Source organism: Chroococcidiopsis sp. [FACHB-1243], from assembly GCF_014696895.1.
In the GTDB taxonomy this organism is placed as follows: Bacteria; Cyanobacteriota; Cyanobacteriia; order Cyanobacteriales; family Chroococcidiopsidaceae; genus Chroococcidiopsis.
Window position 1 is genome coordinate 136,776 of the sequence record NZ_JACJQX010000012.1, and the last position, 17,691, is coordinate 154,466.

The 17,691-nt window shown below is 44.6% G+C and carries 17 protein-coding genes and 1 pseudogene; 12 read left to right on the forward strand and 6 right to left on the reverse strand.

The window, feature by feature from the left end; translation table 11 throughout:
* Positions 1-315: 315 nt before the first annotated feature.
* The 6 genes from H6G17_RS11365 (at position 316) to H6G17_RS11390 (ending at position 6,081) form a co-directional block, all read left to right on the forward strand.
* Entirely contained in the window at positions 316-1,041 is a 726-nt protein-coding gene (locus tag H6G17_RS11365; protein WP_192157149.1) for an SDR family oxidoreductase, read from the forward strand.
* Between the two features lie 206 nt (positions 1,042-1,247).
* Positions 1,248-1,973, forward strand: a complete 726-nt coding sequence (folE, locus tag H6G17_RS11370; RefSeq protein WP_192157151.1) for a GTP cyclohydrolase I FolE — start codon at positions 1,248-1,250, stop codon at positions 1,971-1,973.
* 413 nt (positions 1,974-2,386) lie between these two features.
* Complete coding sequence (gene murC / locus H6G17_RS11375; protein ID WP_192157153.1) at positions 2,387-3,883, forward strand: UDP-N-acetylmuramate--L-alanine ligase; 1,497 nt, start codon at positions 2,387-2,389, stop codon at positions 3,881-3,883.
* 125 nt (positions 3,884-4,008) lie between these two features.
* On the forward strand, positions 4,009-4,965 hold the full coding sequence (murB, locus tag H6G17_RS11380) for a UDP-N-acetylmuramate dehydrogenase (RefSeq protein ID WP_192157155.1): 957 nt from the start codon (positions 4,009-4,011) through the stop codon (positions 4,963-4,965).
* A 179-nt stretch (positions 4,966-5,144) separates the two neighbouring features.
* Positions 5,145-5,495, forward strand: a complete 351-nt coding sequence (locus H6G17_RS11385; RefSeq protein ID WP_015153618.1) for a YbaB/EbfC family nucleoid-associated protein — start codon at positions 5,145-5,147, stop codon at positions 5,493-5,495.
* A 64-nt stretch (positions 5,496-5,559) separates the two neighbouring features.
* Positions 5,560-6,081: a low molecular weight protein-tyrosine-phosphatase gene (locus tag H6G17_RS11390; protein ID WP_192157157.1), complete on the forward strand. Its 522-nt coding sequence runs from the start codon at positions 5,560-5,562 to the stop codon at positions 6,079-6,081.
* 74 nt (positions 6,082-6,155) lie between these two features.
* Here the strand turns inward: H6G17_RS11390 and H6G17_RS11395 are convergent, their stop codons facing one another.
* Positions 6,156-6,812 (reverse strand): response regulator transcription factor, encoded by a 657-nt coding sequence (locus H6G17_RS11395; protein WP_015153616.1) that lies wholly within the window; start codon positions 6,810-6,812, stop codon positions 6,156-6,158.
* Between the two features lie 497 nt (positions 6,813-7,309).
* On the opposite strand from H6G17_RS11395, the gene smpB reads away from it, so the two are divergent.
* The 3 genes from smpB (at position 7,310) to H6G17_RS11410 (ending at position 8,638) form a co-directional block, all read left to right on the forward strand.
* Positions 7,310-7,774, forward strand: coding sequence for an SsrA-binding protein SmpB (gene smpB / locus H6G17_RS11400; RefSeq protein ID WP_192157164.1), 465 nt, complete (start codon positions 7,310-7,312; stop codon positions 7,772-7,774).
* Positions 7,775-7,949: 175 nt separating this feature from the next.
* Entirely contained in the window at positions 7,950-8,240 is a 291-nt protein-coding gene (locus H6G17_RS11405; protein ID WP_192157188.1) for a WGxxGxxG family protein, read from the forward strand.
* Between the two features lie 188 nt (positions 8,241-8,428).
* Positions 8,429-8,638, forward strand: a complete 210-nt coding sequence (locus H6G17_RS11410) for a hypothetical protein (RefSeq protein WP_192157166.1) — start codon at positions 8,429-8,431, stop codon at positions 8,636-8,638.
* 13 nt (positions 8,639-8,651) lie between these two features.
* Here the strand turns inward: H6G17_RS11410 and H6G17_RS11415 are convergent, their stop codons facing one another.
* Positions 8,652-8,996, reverse strand: coding sequence for a hypothetical protein (locus tag H6G17_RS11415; protein ID WP_192157168.1), 345 nt, complete (start codon positions 8,994-8,996; stop codon positions 8,652-8,654).
* A 138-nt stretch (positions 8,997-9,134) separates the two neighbouring features.
* Between H6G17_RS11415 and ychF the strand changes: the two genes are divergently transcribed.
* Positions 9,135-10,226 carry a redox-regulated ATPase YchF gene (ychF, locus tag H6G17_RS11420; protein ID WP_127022463.1) on the forward strand — a complete coding sequence of 364 codons (1,092 nt, stop codon included), beginning with the start codon at positions 9,135-9,137 and terminating at the stop codon, positions 10,224-10,226.
* A gap of 70 nt (positions 10,227-10,296) precedes the next feature.
* Here ychF and H6G17_RS11425 read toward each other — a convergent pair whose 3' ends face one another.
* From H6G17_RS11425 to H6G17_RS11440, 4 genes are all read right to left on the reverse strand, one after another.
* Positions 10,297-10,551, reverse strand: a complete 255-nt coding sequence (locus H6G17_RS11425; protein WP_192157170.1) for a hypothetical protein — start codon at positions 10,549-10,551, stop codon at positions 10,297-10,299.
* A 556-nt stretch (positions 10,552-11,107) separates the two neighbouring features.
* Positions 11,108-13,312, reverse strand: a complete 2,205-nt coding sequence (locus tag H6G17_RS11430) for an alkaline phosphatase family protein (protein ID WP_192157172.1) — start codon at positions 13,310-13,312, stop codon at positions 11,108-11,110.
* A 175-nt stretch (positions 13,313-13,487) separates the two neighbouring features.
* A complete protein-coding gene (locus H6G17_RS11435; RefSeq protein WP_192157175.1) occupies positions 13,488-15,173 on the reverse strand; it encodes a M14 family metallopeptidase in 1,686 nt (561 codons plus the stop codon).
* Between the two features lie 9 nt (positions 15,174-15,182).
* Positions 15,183-15,512: a threonine dehydratase gene (locus H6G17_RS11440; protein ID WP_192157177.1), complete on the reverse strand. Its 330-nt coding sequence runs from the start codon at positions 15,510-15,512 to the stop codon at positions 15,183-15,185.
* A gap of 203 nt (positions 15,513-15,715) precedes the next feature.
* Here H6G17_RS11440 and H6G17_RS11445 point away from each other — a divergent pair, with 203 nt between their 5' ends.
* Both H6G17_RS11445 and H6G17_RS11450 read left to right on the forward strand, forming a co-directional pair.
* Positions 15,716-16,543: a tryptophan 2,3-dioxygenase family protein gene (locus tag H6G17_RS11445; RefSeq protein ID WP_192157179.1), complete on the forward strand. Its 828-nt coding sequence runs from the start codon at positions 15,716-15,718 to the stop codon at positions 16,541-16,543.
* A 128-nt stretch (positions 16,544-16,671) separates the two neighbouring features.
* Positions 16,672-17,520: pseudogene (locus H6G17_RS11450) on the forward strand (DUF2157 domain-containing protein); the annotation flags it as partial.
* Positions 17,521-17,691: the final 171 nt, after the last annotated feature.

A 17,691-nucleotide genomic window follows, 5' to 3' on the forward strand; every position in this document is an offset into this window, starting at 1 on the left:
ATGTCTCATGCTAGGCAAAACAAAGCAAAGTGGACAATAGGTAGCAACAATGTTTACCGTAACGGCTAGCGATCGCCAATCGATTGGTAATCTCTATGTTCTATTCAACTCAACTAGAGATTTACATAATAAATCCGCGATTGAATGGCTATAGCCTACATGAATAAAGAATTAATAATCTGCCCAAACGTTTGAGACCAGAATTCTTGCAATGAAACTATAAGTTGAATCTAGAGGTAATTGCATCTATCAGGGGTAAGAGATTGACATGAGTACAATAGCCATGCAATTTGTGGTGCGATTAAGTTGGAGTTTATGACATTGACAATGGGAAAACGCGTCCTGATTACGGGTGCTAGTAGTGGAATTGGTAAAGCAACAGCCCTCGCCTTTGCAAAGACGGGAGTAAACTTAGCTATAGTTGGTCGTTCGCTAGACAAGTTAGAGGCAGTTGCAAGTGCAGCAAGGCAGACAGGCGTAGAAGCAAAAACTTATGCCCTGGATCTTGCCCAAGTTCATGTCGTGCCAGAGAAGATGGCTGCGATCGCAGCCGATTGTGGAGCTATAGATATTTTGGTCAATAGTGCGGGTATGGGCTACACGGGGGCTTTGAGTGCTACGCCTCTGCCTGACTGGCAAAAAGTGATAGATTTAAACCTAACTAGCGTGTTTGGGTGCATCTTGGCAGTTTTACCCACAATGCACCAGCGCGGCTCCGGTACAATTATTAACGTTGCTTCCATCGCCGGACAAACTCCTTTCCCCAACTGGGGAGCTTATTCCGTCAGCAAAGCTGGTTTGATTGCCCTATCCAAGACCCTAGCAGCAGAGGAAAGCGCTCGCGGTATTCGCGTCACCACCATCTGTCCTGGTGCTGTGAATACAGAACTTTGGGACAGCGAAACAGTTCAGCATAACTTTGACCGTAATGCCATGCTGACACCAGAAATTGTCGCTCAGTCAATCGTACATACAGCCTTGTTACCAGCACCAGCCGCGATCGCCGAATTAACTCTCATGCCCGGTGGTGGCGCTCTATAAGTCATTTGTCATTTGTAAGTGAATGCTATCGAAGCGTCTACGATATCCACAAGCAATTAGAAATATAGGCTTGTAGTTTTAGATTCTCAAAGTTGGACAGTCTGCCCGTTGTCACTGGTTAACTTTCCACTTACTGCTAACTCATGGCTAATGACCAATGACTAATGACCAATAACCATTGTTAAACTTTATCTGAGACATACACCATGACTATTGCTGCTTCTAACGGTTCTAATGGTTCTACCAATCGCTTTCAATCATCGCCTTTGAATTCCGATCTGGTAGAGGCGATTCAACCCCGACCAGACCGCAATACCCACAACGGTCAAAAACCAAACTTACAGACACCTACTGAAGCAGAAGCTCACGAATCGATGATGGAGGCTGTACGCGCCCTCTTGATCGGTGTAGGCGAAGATCCAGAACGAGAAGGCTTGTTGAAAACTCCTAAGCGTGTTGCGGAAGCCATGCGGTTTCTCACCAGTGGCTACAGTCAATCTTTAGAAGAACTCGTCAACGGAGCCATTTTTGATGAAGGTCATAACGAGATGGTACTCGTGCGCGATATCAACTTTTTCAGCTTGTGCGAGCATCATATGCTGCCTTTTATGGGTAGAGCGCACGTAGCCTATATTCCCAATCAAAAAGTGGTGGGTCTGAGCAAGCTAGCTCGAATTGTCGAAATGTACTCCCGCCGCTTGCAAGTACAAGAACGACTGACGCGCCAAATTGCTGAAGCAGTACAGGAAATTTTAGACCCTCAAGGCGTAGCAGTGGTCATGGAAGCAACTCATATGTGTATGGTGATGCGTGGGGTGCAAAAACCTGGTTCTTGGACTGTTACGAGTGCCATGCTCGGCGTATTCCAAGACGAGCAGAAAACCCGCGAAGAGTTTTTCAACTTGATTCGCCATCAACCAGCTTTCTTCTAATTGATTATGGAGTTGTAGGAGCGCACAGGTGTGCGCCCGTACTAGTGAATCAGAAGTCCTGAAGAGTGTATTCTTTTCGTCACCACCTGGTCTTGGAATTTGCGATCGCGCTTTAGTCAGTTTTAATCAGTACTTAGTTATACTGCACCCAATGAAATTCAGCATTTGGGTGCTTTTTTTCAGAAAAAAAACTAAAATCTCTGCCAAATAAAATACTTTCTCAAAATAAAAATTAAACTCTATTAGCTAAGTACGTAAATTCCTGTAAATAAACATCGCCTGGGGAGGACAGAGCGAATTGATGTCAGATATAAAAAACTTAAACAGTCGAGCCATCCGTAAAATTTATTTCCTGATATGATATCGCGTGACATTTGTATACTGGACTTTGGGGTGAGGTGTGAGGAGTAAAAATGACTAATTATGTCGATTTAAGCGGTAAACCATTCCATTTCGTCGGTATTGGTGGTATTGGGATGTCTGCTCTTGCTTATATCTTAGCCAAGCGTCGTCTACCTGTTTCTGGCTCCGATATTCGAGAGAGCCATATCACCGAGAAATTAGCAGCCTTAGGAGCGCATATTTTTAGTTGCCAAGACGCATCCAATCTAGAGTTTTTTCGCTCCCAGACCGATGCTAGCCCCCAAGCTTTAGCGGTGAGCGGTAATAGTGCGCCTGTATTTGTCAAGTCATCAAGACGAGCTAGTCAAGCGATCGCCAACAGCAAAATTGCCGACTTACCACAAGTCATCTGTTCGACGGCAATTCATGCAGGTAATTTAGAGTATCAAGCAGCGCTAGATTTGGGTTGTCCGATCTTTCATCGTTCCGATTTGCTGGCAGCACTGATTCAAGAGCGTTACAGCATTGCCGTAGCTGGGACTCACGGTAAAACAACCACCAGCAGCGCGATCGGGTATATGTTACTCAAAGCTGGTCTCGACCCTACCATCATCGTTGGTGGAGAGGTAAAAGCATGGGAGGGTAACGCGAGGCTCGGTAACAGTCAGTATTTAGTAGCAGAAGCAGATGAATCGGATGGTTCTTTAGTCAAATTGGCTTGTCAAATTGGCGTAGTCACTAACATCGAACTCGACCATCCCGACCACTACAAGTCTCTGGAACAGGTAGTCAAGACTTTTCAAACTTTTGCGCAACAGTGCCAGCATGTCGTAGGTTGTATAGATTGTCAAACAGTTCGCGATCGCCTGCAACCGACAATTAGCTACAGCCTCAATCCAGAGATGGCGGCAGACTACACAGTATCTAACGTGATTTACGGTGCTGATGGGACGATCGCCACGGTATGGGAGCGAGGAAAAGAGTTAGGGCAGTTGCGTTTGCCATTGCTAGGACAACATAATCTCAGTAATGCCTTAGCCGCGATCGCTGTCGGTCGGCTGCTGGGAGTAGAATTTGCGGCGATCGCCGATAGTCTAACCACCTTTGAAGGCGCTAGGCGTAGATTTGAACTGCGTGGTGTTGTTAATGACATCCAATTCATCGACGACTACGCGCACCACCCAAGCGAACTCCAGGCAACCTTGGCGGCTGCGAAGTTGCAAGCTAAACCCCAAACTAGAGTTGTGGCGATCTTTCAGCCTCACCGCTACAGCCGTACTCTGACTTTTTTGTCAGACTTCGCCAAATCTTTTAGTCATGCCGATGCCGTCGTTCTCACGGATATCTATAGCGCAGGCGAGTCCAATTCAGGGCAGATTGACGGCGAGAGACTAGCAGCACTAGTTGCAAACCATCATCCTCAAGTCACGTATTTACCTACACTTGCTGCTGTCGAGGAGTTTTTGGTAGATAATTTGCGTTCTGGAGACACAGCTTTATTTTTAGGTGCAGGGAACTTGAATCAAATTATTCCCGATGCGATCGAAAGAATCAAAGCTAAAGGCTGATAGTTTCACGCACCACGACGCGGCTTTATTGGCGAGGTTTCCTCGCCCGGAGCGGGCGGAAGTCGAGGAAACCTCGACATTGGAGCCGCGTCCCGCAACACCCCACGCACCACGCATCACTCACTATGAACTCCTCCCAACACCCCAATCCAATTCCGATTCGAGAAACTGCTGGCGATCGCCAGATAATATACTTGCCTGGAACAAAATGCGCGATTAAATCTCAAGTCCCACTAGCTAGTCTCACATCCTTTCGGGTTGGAGGACCAGCCCAATGGTATGTAGCACCTCAAAATTTAGCAGAATTGCAAGCTAGTTTGGAGTGGTCGCGCTCAGAAGGATTAGCCGTGACGCTGATTGGAGCAGGTTCTAATTTATTAGTTAGCGATCGCGGTCTGCCTGGTTTGGTCATTGGCACTCGTCACTTACGCTACAGCCGCTTCGATCTGGGAACCGGTCAGTTGACTGTAGCTGCTGGGGAGCCTCTACCTCGCATAGCTTGGCAAGTGGCAGAATTAGGCTGGCAAGGGCTGGAGTGGGCTGTTGGAATTCCTGGTAGTGTCGGCGGTGCTGTGGTAATGAATGCAGGAGCGCACAAAAGTTGCATTGCCGATATTTTAGTCAGCGCTCAAGTTTTGTCTCCCTCTGGGCAGCTAGAAACCCTTACTCCAGACCAACTAAGTTACAGCTATCGCACCTCAATTTTGCAAGGCAGCCAGCGTCTGGTCACTCAAGCTATCTTCCAGCTGCAACCAGGCGCAGATCCACAACAAGTGCTAGCAACCACCACCGAACACCTAGAGCAAAGGCGGCGTACTCAACCCTATCATCTACCTAGCTGTGGTAGCGTGTTCCGTAACCCCCTACCCTACACTGCTGGCTGGTTGATCGAACAGTCAGGCTTGAAGGGCTATCAAATTGGCGCAGCTCAGGTCGCACAGCGCCATGCTAACTTTATTCTCAACTGTGGTGGTGCAAAAGCTAACGATATTTGGCAGCTAATTCGTTACGTCCAGCGTCATGTAGAAGAACGTTGGTCGCTACTGCTAGAGCCAGAAGTGAAAACAATTGGAGAATTTTAATCTGTATAGAAATGGATAGTGGATCTTGGTGGTTGACAGTTGACAGTTAACGGTTAACTGTCAACTGTCAACATTAATTGCGAATTGCGAATTGTGAATGCAAATTACCTTTGCCCTTTATCGATTCTCGGCGCATCTATAATTTAATGGAACTTCGATTAAATCGACTCAACTAGCATATGACACAAGGACAAGGAAAAGGATTTGGCTTCGGTCTGGGCAAAATGAAGGAACTCGCAGATGCCTTCAAAAAAGCGCAGCAGGTACAAGAAGGCGCGAAAAAGCTCCAAGAAGAATTGGAGATGATGGAAATTCAGGGCGAAGCTGGTGGAGGTATGGTCAAAGTGTCTCTCAGTGGAAACCAAGAACCCCGACGGGTAGAAGTGGCTCCAGAAGCACTGCAAGAAGGCGCAGATGTCCTCTCCGATTTAGTGCTGGCAGCGATGAAAGATGCTTATAACAAATCTACTGCTACCATGCGAGAGCGGATGGAAGAGTTAACTAGTGGTTTGGAATTGCCAGGAATGTAAATTCGTCATTCGTCATTCGTCATTCGTCATTTGTATACAACCAATGGCTGATGGCAAATGACAAATGACAGACAAAAAGCAATTGTCAAAAATTATTTCTATGTATAAGTTACTTTTTGTCTGCCTAGGAAATATCTGCCGTTCTCCAGCGGCAGAAAATATTATGAATTATCTGCTCGATCGCCATCAGTTGGGCGATCGCGTCGTTTGCGATTCTGCTGGTACGGGTGGCTATCATGTTGGCAGTCCGCCAGACCGTCGCATGACGTTTGCAGCAGCTAATAGGCTGGGAATTCAGTTATGCGGTCGAGCGCGCCAGTTACAAAAATCGGATTTGGCGGAATTCGATCTGATTTTGGCAATGGATCGAGAAAATTACTACGATATTCTGGCGCTAGATTTCAGTGGCAAATACCGCGATAAAGTGCATTTGATGTGTGACTTTTGTACTGCACATACCATAAAAGAAGTGCCTGACCCCTACTACGGTGGTGCAGAGGGTTTTAACCAGGTAATTGATCTCCTACTCGATGCTTGTAACGGACTGCTCGATCGCGTCAAACAGGAAATTGTAGACAGTGAGTAGAAGAAGTTGTAAGTCGTAAGTTAAAACACTAGCCACTCACAAATGACGAATGACAAATGACAAATGACGAATGACTATTCAACCAATCGATGCTTCATTGCATAACCGACGAGTTCGGCTCGGTTGTTGGTTTCTGTTTTGCGCAGGAGATTGCTGACGTATTTTTCTACCGTGCGGGGACTAAGGTGAAGCTGGCTGCCAATTTGAGCGTTGGAAAGACCGTGAGTCAGCATGACTAACACCTCCTGCTCGCGTTGGGTGAGGTGGAAGGGAAAATCAAGTTTTTCGACGATCGCCGTTGCGGTTGTCTGGGGACGCAAGCCTTCTTCCTGGGATAGGCGATACTCCGATTGGATCATTTGCGATCGCTCTAACAAATTGCGGATTGCTGCTCCTAGTTCTTGTAACTCAAACGGTTTAGGTAGGTAAAGATCTGCTCCCGACTGATAGCCTTGAATTCGCTCTTCAGTTTTGTTACGTTCTGTTAAAAAAATGACTGGCAGCAGTCGAAATGAAGGGTGTTGTCTGACACTCCGTACCAATTGATAGCCATTCATGCGCGGCATTACAATATCTGTCACCATCAAATGAGGGCGATAAGTCTCGACCATATCCAAGCCTTGTTGCCCATCAGCAGCGGTAATGACTGAGTAACCAGCCATCTCAAGATAATCACTGATAGCCAGACGAGTCCCAGGATCGTCATCAACAACAAGAATAGTCAGAGGCATGAATAATATGGAGTTACTACGCTGAGTAAAGATGGTGCGGTTTCTGCCTGTACTGTGACAGTATTAACCGAGGATTTATTTATCCTACCGAAACATATCCATGCAAGTAATTCCAACTCTTGATAGAAAATTGTCATCGCGATCGCTACAGTAGGAGATAGGAGTCAGGGATGTTAGAAGTTTGTTTGACGGGTTAAAATCCTCAAAATAGTCTATGGAGAGAGTTTAAACAAGGCATCTTCACTGAACTCTAACAGTTCATCCGTGGGAATAATTCTGTCTTCTGTGTCTTTACCTCAGAAAATGAGATGTATTTCTAATTTCGAGAGTAGCGATTTAGCATGGCAAGATAGCGAGAAACGTGATAAGTTCGCAATAGCCAGCATACCTTAACTTTTAGCAAGGTAGATGTAAATCTTTTAGCAAATAGTCGATAATTTATTTTCCCCTTACTTTAGTACTTTAGAGCAGCACGATAATACTGCAAGAAAACTTCAATGAGCGACAACGACGGTTATAAGGTATTGAGCGACAATCGCAAAGCCCGCTTTTTGTACGATATCCTCGAAACCTATGAGGCAGGACTGCAACTCATGGGTACAGAAGTCAAGTCAATCCGCGCAGGTAAACTCAACCTGCAAGATGGCTATGCTCTTATTCGTAACGGAGAGGCATGGCTAATTAACGTTCATATCTCACCCTATACTAGCAGCAGTCAATATTTTAATCACGACCCTCGCCGCACTCGTAAACTACTACTGCATCGGCAGGAAATTCGCAAGCTGATTGGTAAGGTAGAACAACAGGGTTTGACATTAGTGCCGCTAAAACTGTATCTCAAACGCGGCTTAGTCAAAATTAGTATTGGACTCGCTAAAGGGAAAAAACTCCATGACAAGCGGGAAGATTTAAAGCGCCGTCAAGACCAAAGAGAGATACAAAGGGCGATGAAAAACTACTAATTAGAAGTTAATTTAACTACAAGCAAAAAGTTAAATTTGGTTAAGAAAAGTGTTTTTTCTATTTCTTTAGCTAGATCTACCAACAAATGAGTTTTCTGGCTTAAGAGCGATTTAGTTTAGATTGCTAATGAATAGATTAGTAGGCAGCATAACAATTCAAATAGAAAACTCAACCATGAAAATTGCTGCTCTTTCTAAAATAATTGGTGCTGGAGTTCTCGCCTTCAGCTTGACAGCACTACCTGTATCTGCACAAACCACTACCACTCCAGACTCTGGAACAACGACGACTCAACCTACAGTTGTTGATGATGACGTAGACGATCGCGATGATGATAGTAACTGGGGTTGGCTTGGCTTAATCGGTCTAGCTGGTTTACTCGGTCTAGCTGGAAGAAAGAAAAAAGAACCTACAGCATATCGCGACCCCGATCGGACTGTAGGTAGCACGACTTATAGAGAATAATCTTTCTGATTTTCCACAAATGGAGATCTAAATAATGTCTGAGGGAAAATGAATAACTAGGCAATTTTTGTGCCATACAAGCAAGTTGCCTAGTTTTTTCAGTATCTAGGTGTAGGCATTTCGGGAGATGTCAGAAGTGGCGATCGCTCTTTAGCTTAGATGAGTAATGTATTTACTCTCACCCATCTATGATTTATATTCCCGATCCACAAATTCCCGATCCGACACCAAGTCCCATACCTCAACCGACTCCAGAACCAACTCCCCCACCAGCACCGGAACCCGTACCAAGTCCAGTACCGCAGCCAATTCCATCGCCAGTACCAGAACCCGTCCCCGCACCAATTCCCCAACCCGTCCCCGCACCAATTCCGCAGCCAATTCCCGAACCGGTGTAGCTAGCCGCAAACACTATTCCGTGACTGAGAAATCTACAGTTTCGCAAAGATTAACCTGGCGCTTGTCTATTTCACCATCATCAGTAATAGCACGGATGTCGTAAAGGCATGAGGTGGAGTTGTCTTCAAAAACTATGTCAGCTGATTCATCTGGAAGCAGGACATCTCGATCCAAAAGATTTGCTCCCCACTTGTCAGCGCCAAAATTAGATATACGTAGTTCCTGAATATCGACGCTGGTTTCATTGTGCAGCGTAAAATCGCGTATATCGGCTCTGGCGACTGGAGCGATCGCGCCAATAACTGATAAGCACAAGCTAGCAGCAACAAGTAACATAGAAGTCTGATTCTGCAACACAAACGTTAACCTAGATAGTTTTTTCAGGATAGAATTCACCTGTAGTAAAAACCTCCGTGAATTTTGTGAAATTAAGTTTCATATATCCCTCTGAGATTTTGTTATCCTGACAAAGGAATAAGCGATCGTTACACAGCCATGCTCAGAGCCGGAATTGTCGGACTGCCTAATGTCGGCAAATCTACATTGTTTAATGCTTTAGTTGCCAATGCCAAAGCAGAGGCAGCTAATTTTCCTTTTTGTACGATTGAACCAAATGTGGGCGTGGTTGCCGTACCAGATGAACGATTAAAGGTGCTTGCCGAAATTTCTAACTCCGCGCAAATCGTGCCTACACGGGTTGAGTTTGTCGATATTGCGGGTTTGGTCGAAGGTGCAAGTCAGGGAGAAGGACTAGGTAATCAATTTCTGTCCCACATCCGCGAAGTTGATGCGATCGTTCATGTCGTGCGTTGTTTTGAGAATGACGATATCATTCACGTTGCTGGTTCTGTCGATCCGGTGCGAGACATTGAGGTAATTAATTTAGAACTGGGTTTAGCAGATTTAGCTCAAATCGAACGTAGAAGCGATCGCGCCCGCAAGCTAGCTCGAACCAGCAAAGAAGCTCAGCTTGAATTGACTGTGTTAGATAAATTGACAGAAGCTCTCAATCTAGGTAAACCAGCTCGTCAAGTGAGTCTAACTGATGAAGAAGCTGTTTTAATTAAAGGGTTGGGATTGCTCACAGCTAAACCAGTCATTTACGCCGCAAATGTATCGGAGGACGATCTGTCAACTGGAAACCAATGGGTGGAACAAGTTAGACAGTTTGCAGCCTCTGATAAAGCACAGGTGGTTATAGTTTCAGCACAAGTGGAATCGGAATTAGTCGAGATCCCAGAAGAAGAACGAGCCGAATTTCTTGCCACATTAGGGGTAGAAGAAGGCGGGTTAAAATCTTTAATTCGCGCTACCTATGAATTACTCGGTTTGCGTACCTACTTTACTACAGGTCCAAAAGAAACTCGCGCTTGGACAATAACCGCAGGAATGGTAGCACCGCAAGCTGCTGGAGTGATTCACTCTGATTTTGAGCGCGGTTTTATTCGCGCTGAAACGGTGGCTTACGACGACCTAGTAGCTAATGGCTCGATGAATGGAGCCAAAGAGAAAGGCTTAGTCCGTAGTGAAGGAAAAGAATACATCGTCAAGGAAGGGGACGTGATGCTGTTTCGGTTTAACGTGTAGTTTTACGAAAGGAGACAGGAGACAGAAGATAGAATGGCTCCTAACTCCTCTGACAAAATCCTTTTAGGAGTTATGAGTTGTTGACAACACTGGTATCCTTAACGGTAAATTCTTGAGCGCGGGAGCTATGCACTAAAGTCCAACCTGCTTTTAATAACTTTTGGTAGGTTGCCCAACCCTTAGAACCACCTGGAATAGGATAGTCTGGTACGGCGAATTGGCGAAAAGCAGTATATGGCTTCCAAGGTTCGTCGGGCGAGAGTTGTAAGTGTAATATTTTTTGTCCCTCTTGGGCTTGAGATAACCAGCACATACGTCTAGACATAAAAACTCCTCATGGATTTAAGTAAAAGGCAAAAACATTCAGAATTTTAGCGATCTAAACTGTGATGAACTGTCGTCAAAGTTGCGATCGCACTTAGGTAAATCGATACATCACACTTACTTATAAATTTCGGAACTTGGGTGAATTTTGCGAATATAAGTAAATTAGCTGCGAGCGCTCGATAATTATGCAATTGGCAAATATGTAACCGATAAATATGCCATCCACTAGGGAAACGCTATCCTGCATTGGCTTTCCTCTGTTAGGTCGTAATTCAGCTAGTTTTTGGATTCAAATGGGCAGAATTCTATCCAAGATTAAATCCCAGAACGATCTACTGCTGAATAATTAGCGAATAAGCATAACAGCATATTTCGAGAATTTATTTTTATTTTTAAGATATTCTTAATGTTTTACCGCGCCTGGAGCGATCGCAATTTTTAATGAATGTCATTTTGTTGTTTGACTGCGACCGGAGAGATCCCCCCTAGCCCCCCTTCAAAAGGGGGGAAATAAATGCCACTTTTTAACCCAGTTGGGGGATCTGCGTAAGACTTTACGCCCGACCTAGATTGACCGGATCGCCTTCCACAGTGGGCGCTGGTTGTACGCCCAAAATTCGCAGGATCGTAGGAGCAATATCGATATTACGCACTCGCTGAATTGTCCCAGTACCAATATCTGGTCCAGCAGCATAAAAAATTGCGCTCATCTCTGGTAATTCTGGATCGTAGCCATGAGCGCCGTAGAAGTTGGGGACTGATAGCAATGGAGTCTCTGAAGTCGGATCGCCCAAACGTTGTACTACTGGGGTTTGAGTGCCGTCAAAATTATAACCCAGTCGCATAATTGCAAAAACATCTCCGCTATCTTGACCGATAAACTCACTTGTATCTAAGCCAAAGTTGCGATCGCTCGGATCGCTGGGTATGGGACGAGCGTAAATCTTATCGAAGATCGCTACAGAATTGCTTCCCGCAGTATAGTTTGGATTAGTATCGGTAAATTTGGCTAAAGCATCAACCAACTGTTGTTGCAGCGTGACATATTCTGCTTTACTCACAGTGCCATCCGGTTCGCGTCCTTGTAAATTGATGTAGATGTTCACCGCTGGACCCGAAGTAATTGCCCGTACTTTTGTATTATCAAAGCCCAAACTGCTGAGGTAGTTGTTGAGGCTAACTGCGGTATGGAACGGCGCAAAACCGTGGTCGGAAACTACGATAACATTACTATTCGGTCTACCGCGTTTATTCGTACCAACAGCCTCAATAATTCGCTGCACGGCTGTGTTTGCTTCTCGATAAGCCGATCGCAGATACTTTCGATATCGCTGGATTTTTTCTCGGTCTTGACTATTGCCAATCGAGTTTGGATCGCGAAAATCAGACGCTTGACGAGGATCGGTAATCAGAAATTGGTGTCCCGAACCATCGGGTTGTTCGATATATGTCAGTACGAGATCTGCATCAGAATTTTGGGCGATCGCCCGTAAAGCAATCCGCGTTTGGTAATCTACAAAAGTACGGACTTGATCTTGATAAATTGCTTCTAGTTCTAAATCGGGAAAATCATCAAAGCCTGGACTGATTCGTTCGGGGATGCGGAAGTCGGGCTGAGGAATCCAGAACCCAACATTATTATTTGCATCGTCCACATCCGCCAAAACTGCTTGGTTGCGAGGAATATAATTAGCAGAATAACGCGCTAACCGTACCTGGGAAAGGTCGGGAGCAAGTTGAGTTACATAGAAACTCGTACCGACTTTATTTGTACTACCTTCAAAGTAAAATAAACTGGAGGTGCGATCGCTAGCTTTAAGATAGGCGGAACCAGTAGCCGGGGGTTGAGATGCTCTAGGTTGGATACCTTGACTAGTATCGAAAACAACTAGAGTATCGTAATTTACTACTTTATCATCGCTCGTATCGATCGCAGCTACTTGCAGGTTATAAGAACCGCCGCCACCCGTCAAGCTACCCGAACCGCTTGCGGGGATGGTTTCGAGAGTCGTTACTTTGACGGGGCTAAAAGACGATCTGCCTGCGGTTGTGAGTTGCTGAATAATCTCGCTAGCAGCGTCGCTAAAATCCGCCGTTGTAAAGCTAAAGCCCCTAGCTCCTACGCCGCCAAATGCGCCAAACGGTACGGTATAATCTACCGTGCGATCGCTAGCTGGTTGGACGATCGGACTGTCAGTTAAACCAGGAATTTTGATATCGAGTCCATCTGCACCGGGAAAGGTAGCTGCAACGACTTTCTTACCGTTGTTTCGCAGCGCAATCCAGAGAGATTCAGCAGTTTGGGTATGGTCGTCCAAAGGTCCATCAATTCCCACCGAGTAGCCGCCAATTGGAGCCGCAAAACCGCTGATATTTTGTTTGAAAGGACTGGCGACGAGGTGAAAGCTATTAGCGTTAATATCGTTACGAGCAGCTGTAGAACCAGTACCGATCGCAATATGGGCTGGTGCTGTTAGAGATGGGGTGATAGTTTGATTCTGTTTAGCAACAAGTCCTTGACTTTGTAAAAGTCCCAATCCTTTACGCTTGTCCAATACACCAGTTGCGAAGTAGCGATCGAGTAACGGTGGTGTTGCGCCATCTAGGGAAATCAGGACGATCTTGGGATGAGGTTTGTTAACAGCTGGAGTTGCAGCAAAGAAGTGAAATATAAAAGTTAAGCCGAAAGTAACAATAACAATTGGGATAAAACGTTTGAGCGAAGCTAGACTGAAACTGAAGGGAACTCTCAACCCCATATTTCTTATCCTCTATGAAAGTCTTAATCCTACGCTGCAAGATAGGAATAATCGGAGCATACCGTCATGACTTTAAGAACAGAATATGGGAGAGTTATCGGTAAGTGGTAGTTGGTAATAGGTAATGGGTAATGGGTAATGAGTAATTGGTTATTTCACGCACCACTGACAACTGTTAACTGACAACTGTAGTACGGACGACTCCGGCGCGATCGTGACGAGCAGTTAATTTGAATACCGTACCATCGTCAGGCGCGTATACTACCCATTCAACTAAAGCGCGATCGCTTGTCGGATCGGCTTGTTTTCTCAGGGGTGCAGAAGGCTGGTAGGCGCGTCCTTCGAGTTGTCCTACATCTTCTCGCAATTTACCTGTTACCAATTTTGCCCCTTTTGGTAGCTCGATTTTACATAGACAACCCCGTACCAGTTTTTTATCCATTGCTCTTTCGGTAACGTAGGTAGGTAGCCAACCTGTATTTTGAACGGCAAAGCGGATGCGATAGTTAGAACCGCCTAAGTGACTGATACTCGCCTCATAAATTTCTAGCTGAGGCGATATTAATAAGTGCCATACCAACCACTCAGGAAAACGCTCGATCTCTTTTTCCAAAAACTGAGGGGGAGGATTTGACCAAGCATACATTGCATCCCACCCCCCTAGTTCGACTTCACCGAGTTGGGGATGGTTGAAGGGATACCAATCGATGTAACCCTTACCACCTAAAACTTCATCGCTCCAGCGCAGCATGGTTAAGTCATCCTCAAAGGGGTGTTCCCTATACCAGTCAATGAATTTATACTCTTTAATTCCGGCTTGACGCTGCGGACTCCAAATTTCTACCGTCCAGGCAAATACTCCTTGGTGTTCGTAAGCCCAATCGTCAAATGCACCAGTAATAAAGTCTTTGGGGTCGTAGCGGAATTCGTGAAAAACTGAGACAGCAGGGTATTGAGTTAGTTCGGTGGCTTTATCGCCGATGTGCTGGTAAACGCGCAAATCTTTGGTGGGTAACTCGTCATCGCTTTGATGGCTGTAAGGGCGCAGGATAACACCACTAAAAGTATGAAAGGCGATCGCCCCTGTAATATTGAGATGACTCGTAATAAAATCAACTAGCGATCGCACTTCTGTTTCTGAGGCAGGATAGGGTCCAGCTCCCATTTGCTCTTGTTCTTGTCGCCATCCACTAGGGAAATTGCGGTTTAAGTCGAGTCCTTCTTTCGGTGGTGGAATGTCAATCTGGATGCCGTTGTAGTTTTCAATTTCTCCCTCTGGGAGGATGCGATAATATTGTCCACCCGTTTCTGTCGGTTCCCGTGGAATTAATAAACGTGGTTCAGTTGGGCAAACTTTCCAAGCACCATTCGGATCTGGTATTCTCATTTGTAGAATTCGCCCATCTCCGTCCATATCTGTCATCACTAGCCCATCTTCTCGTTCTCCCTGGTGAGGATAAGGACGAGTGCTAGAACGAATAAACTTTGGTTTGTTTGCCAAAGCCAACTCAGCGCCGTCAGGGTTGACGCGAGGACAAATATAAAATACGCGAGTGTCCAAGCAACGGGCAATCTCAGGTTGAGTGCCGTAGCCAGTCACCAACGTTTGCAGTAAATATAAGCAAGCACTTGAAGGTGCTAGTTCGGTAGCGTGAATGTTACCATCTACCCACAAAGCAGGCTTATCTACATCGTCGCCCGTCGCGAAATTGGTAACTGTTAATAGCCAAATGTCTCTGCCTTCGTAGCTTTTACCAATGCTTTGCAGGCGTAACAATTGCGGATATTCTCGGGCGTATGCGCGGACAATCTCGGTCAAATCTGCATAGCGATAGTACTTATCGAACCGGACTTCTGGCATTTTCAGTTATTAGTTATCAGTTTTTTGCTTTGGATTTACTTGTCCAGCCAGTTTGCGGTAATATTCCATCTGCGGATCGGGACGACGATTAGGCGTGAAGCTGGGTTCGATTTTTTCTGATTTGACTTCAGTTATTTGCCGATCTTCTGCCGATTCTATATTATTTTGGCGATCGCCTTCTACGTAATAACTAGAATTTAAAAATCCTAGCGCTTGCAGCAAAACCAGTAAGCGTTGATAAAAGAGATTAAAAATTTGGCGGAAAAATCCAAATATCTGATACAGTAATCCTTCTAGCCGAATGAACGAGTTCCGAAGCAATTGCTGCAATCTATCCATGATATTGACCTCTCAAAGCAGCATTAATCTAACTTTGGGTGTGACCGTAATACCAACAGTCTATATTTTTCAGCTTACTACTATAAGTCAATATTTGTTGACCACCAAATGGATGATATAGCGATCGCCCCACAATTCCTATCGGGCGATCGCAATTCTTGTCAATATAATATATAGACGTTACGTGTAACGTTTGTACTACTATGTCTGAATCTTATCAACCTCTACCTCCCCTCAATCCTAACTTGGATGTCAGTAAAAATCATTACTGGAATTATCACAACATCGAGGCGCTAATTGATTGTAAAAAAACTCTAACTGGTTCAAAAGATGAAGATTTATTTATTTCTATACATCAAATCTGCGAACTTGCTTTCCATCAAATGATTATTGACATGGAACGGGTTTTAGATGCTTTATCAAAGGCATTAGATACGGATTTAGTTATTAGTGCTACTAGCGAAGCGTGTTATTTCTTTCAAAGAGTATTGCGACTATATGAAGTTGTCAATACTACCATGCCGATTCTCACGACTATGCGAGCATTTGCCGAATTTCGGACTAGCATTGGTCCTACAAGTGGCTTTCAATCAGTTCAATTTCGGCAGTTAGAAATTATGAGCGGAGTCAGGAAATATTGGGTAGGTGGGACTAAAGACTCTGAAGGTAAGTTACATATTGCCGAGACTGAATTCGATCGCAAATATGGCGATCGCATTACTCAATGGTTCGAGCATTATAAAGAACATAACTTAGCACATTATTACGATTTACTCATAAGTCGTGCTGTAGGTGACACGCAAGCTGCGAAAATTATCCATTTACGCACTTATCCTGATGCCAATGCAGTTCTCAACTTTATGCAAGCCTACGATAAATGCCAAACTCAATTTCATCAAGGACATTTAGGCTTGGCAATTCAACAACTTAAAATTGTTGGAGTAGAAGTCGGGACTGGGGGTACATCTTTTAAAGATTATTTAGCGAAATATCATAGGGAAGAAGCGCCATTGTTTCCAGGGTTGAGCTAAGGGTACGTCAAATAACGTATCCTACAAAAAAGCATGTAAAAATAAGCACCTTTATTAGTGGCACAACAACCGTATATTTTCTCAAAACTACCTCTGATGATTGAGTAAACGCTCTTATAGTTTTGAGTATGAAAATTTACAAAGAAGATTTGCATTGGGCAGCTTCCCAAGGCTTAATTACTGAGGCGCAAGCAGAAGCGCTATGGCAAGCATTATTTCACCGGAGCGACCATCGCCCCCAATTTAATTTTGCCAACGTAGCTTTCTATTTTGGGGCTTTGGTTGTCATCTCTGCCATGAGTTGGTTTATGAATTTAGCATGGGAATCGTTTGGTGGCGGCGGAATCTTCCTATTAGCTAGTATTTATGCGTTTTGTTTTGTAATGGCAGGCAAAACTTTGTACTTTCGCCAAAACATGAAAGTTCCTGGGGGATTGCTATTTGCGATCGCAGTTTGCATGACTCCTCTAGCAATTTATGGACTGCAAAGATGGGCGGGATTTTGGATTCAAGGCGATCCGGGTGTATATCGAGATTACTATATTTGGATTAAAGGCAGTTGGTTTCTAATGGAATTAGGAACTATTATTGCAGGTTTAATCGCGCTTAAATTTGTCCGATTTCCATTTTTGACTGCGCCGATTGCTTTTTCGTTATATTTTATGTCAATGGATTTAACCCCATTGTTATTTGGTAAAAATGAATTCACCTGGGAACAAAGACTATTAGTTTCTCTATGGTTTGGGATTGCGTGTATTATCGTTGCGTATTTAGTCGATCTTCGCACGCGCAGACGAAATGGAGATTTTGCTTTTTGGTTGTATTTATTTGGCTTACTTGCCTTCTGGTTTGGTATGACTTTAATGGGAGATAGCAATGAATGGCAAAAATTTATTTATTGTCTAATTAATCTGGGATTAATCTTACTGTCGGTATTGCTAAAACGCAAAGTTTTTATGGTCTTTGGTGCTATTGGGACTTTGTAGAAAAGTAAGAAAAAATAGAGATACAATACAGTCACCGAGGTAGTTTTACGTCAGTCTCAACAGGAGCAGCGTAAATGAAAGATCAAGTAAGTGCAGCGATGCCAGCATGTTTTGATAACTGGTGTCGTCGGTTCGACGATATATTTTCTCGCCAAAAGCAGA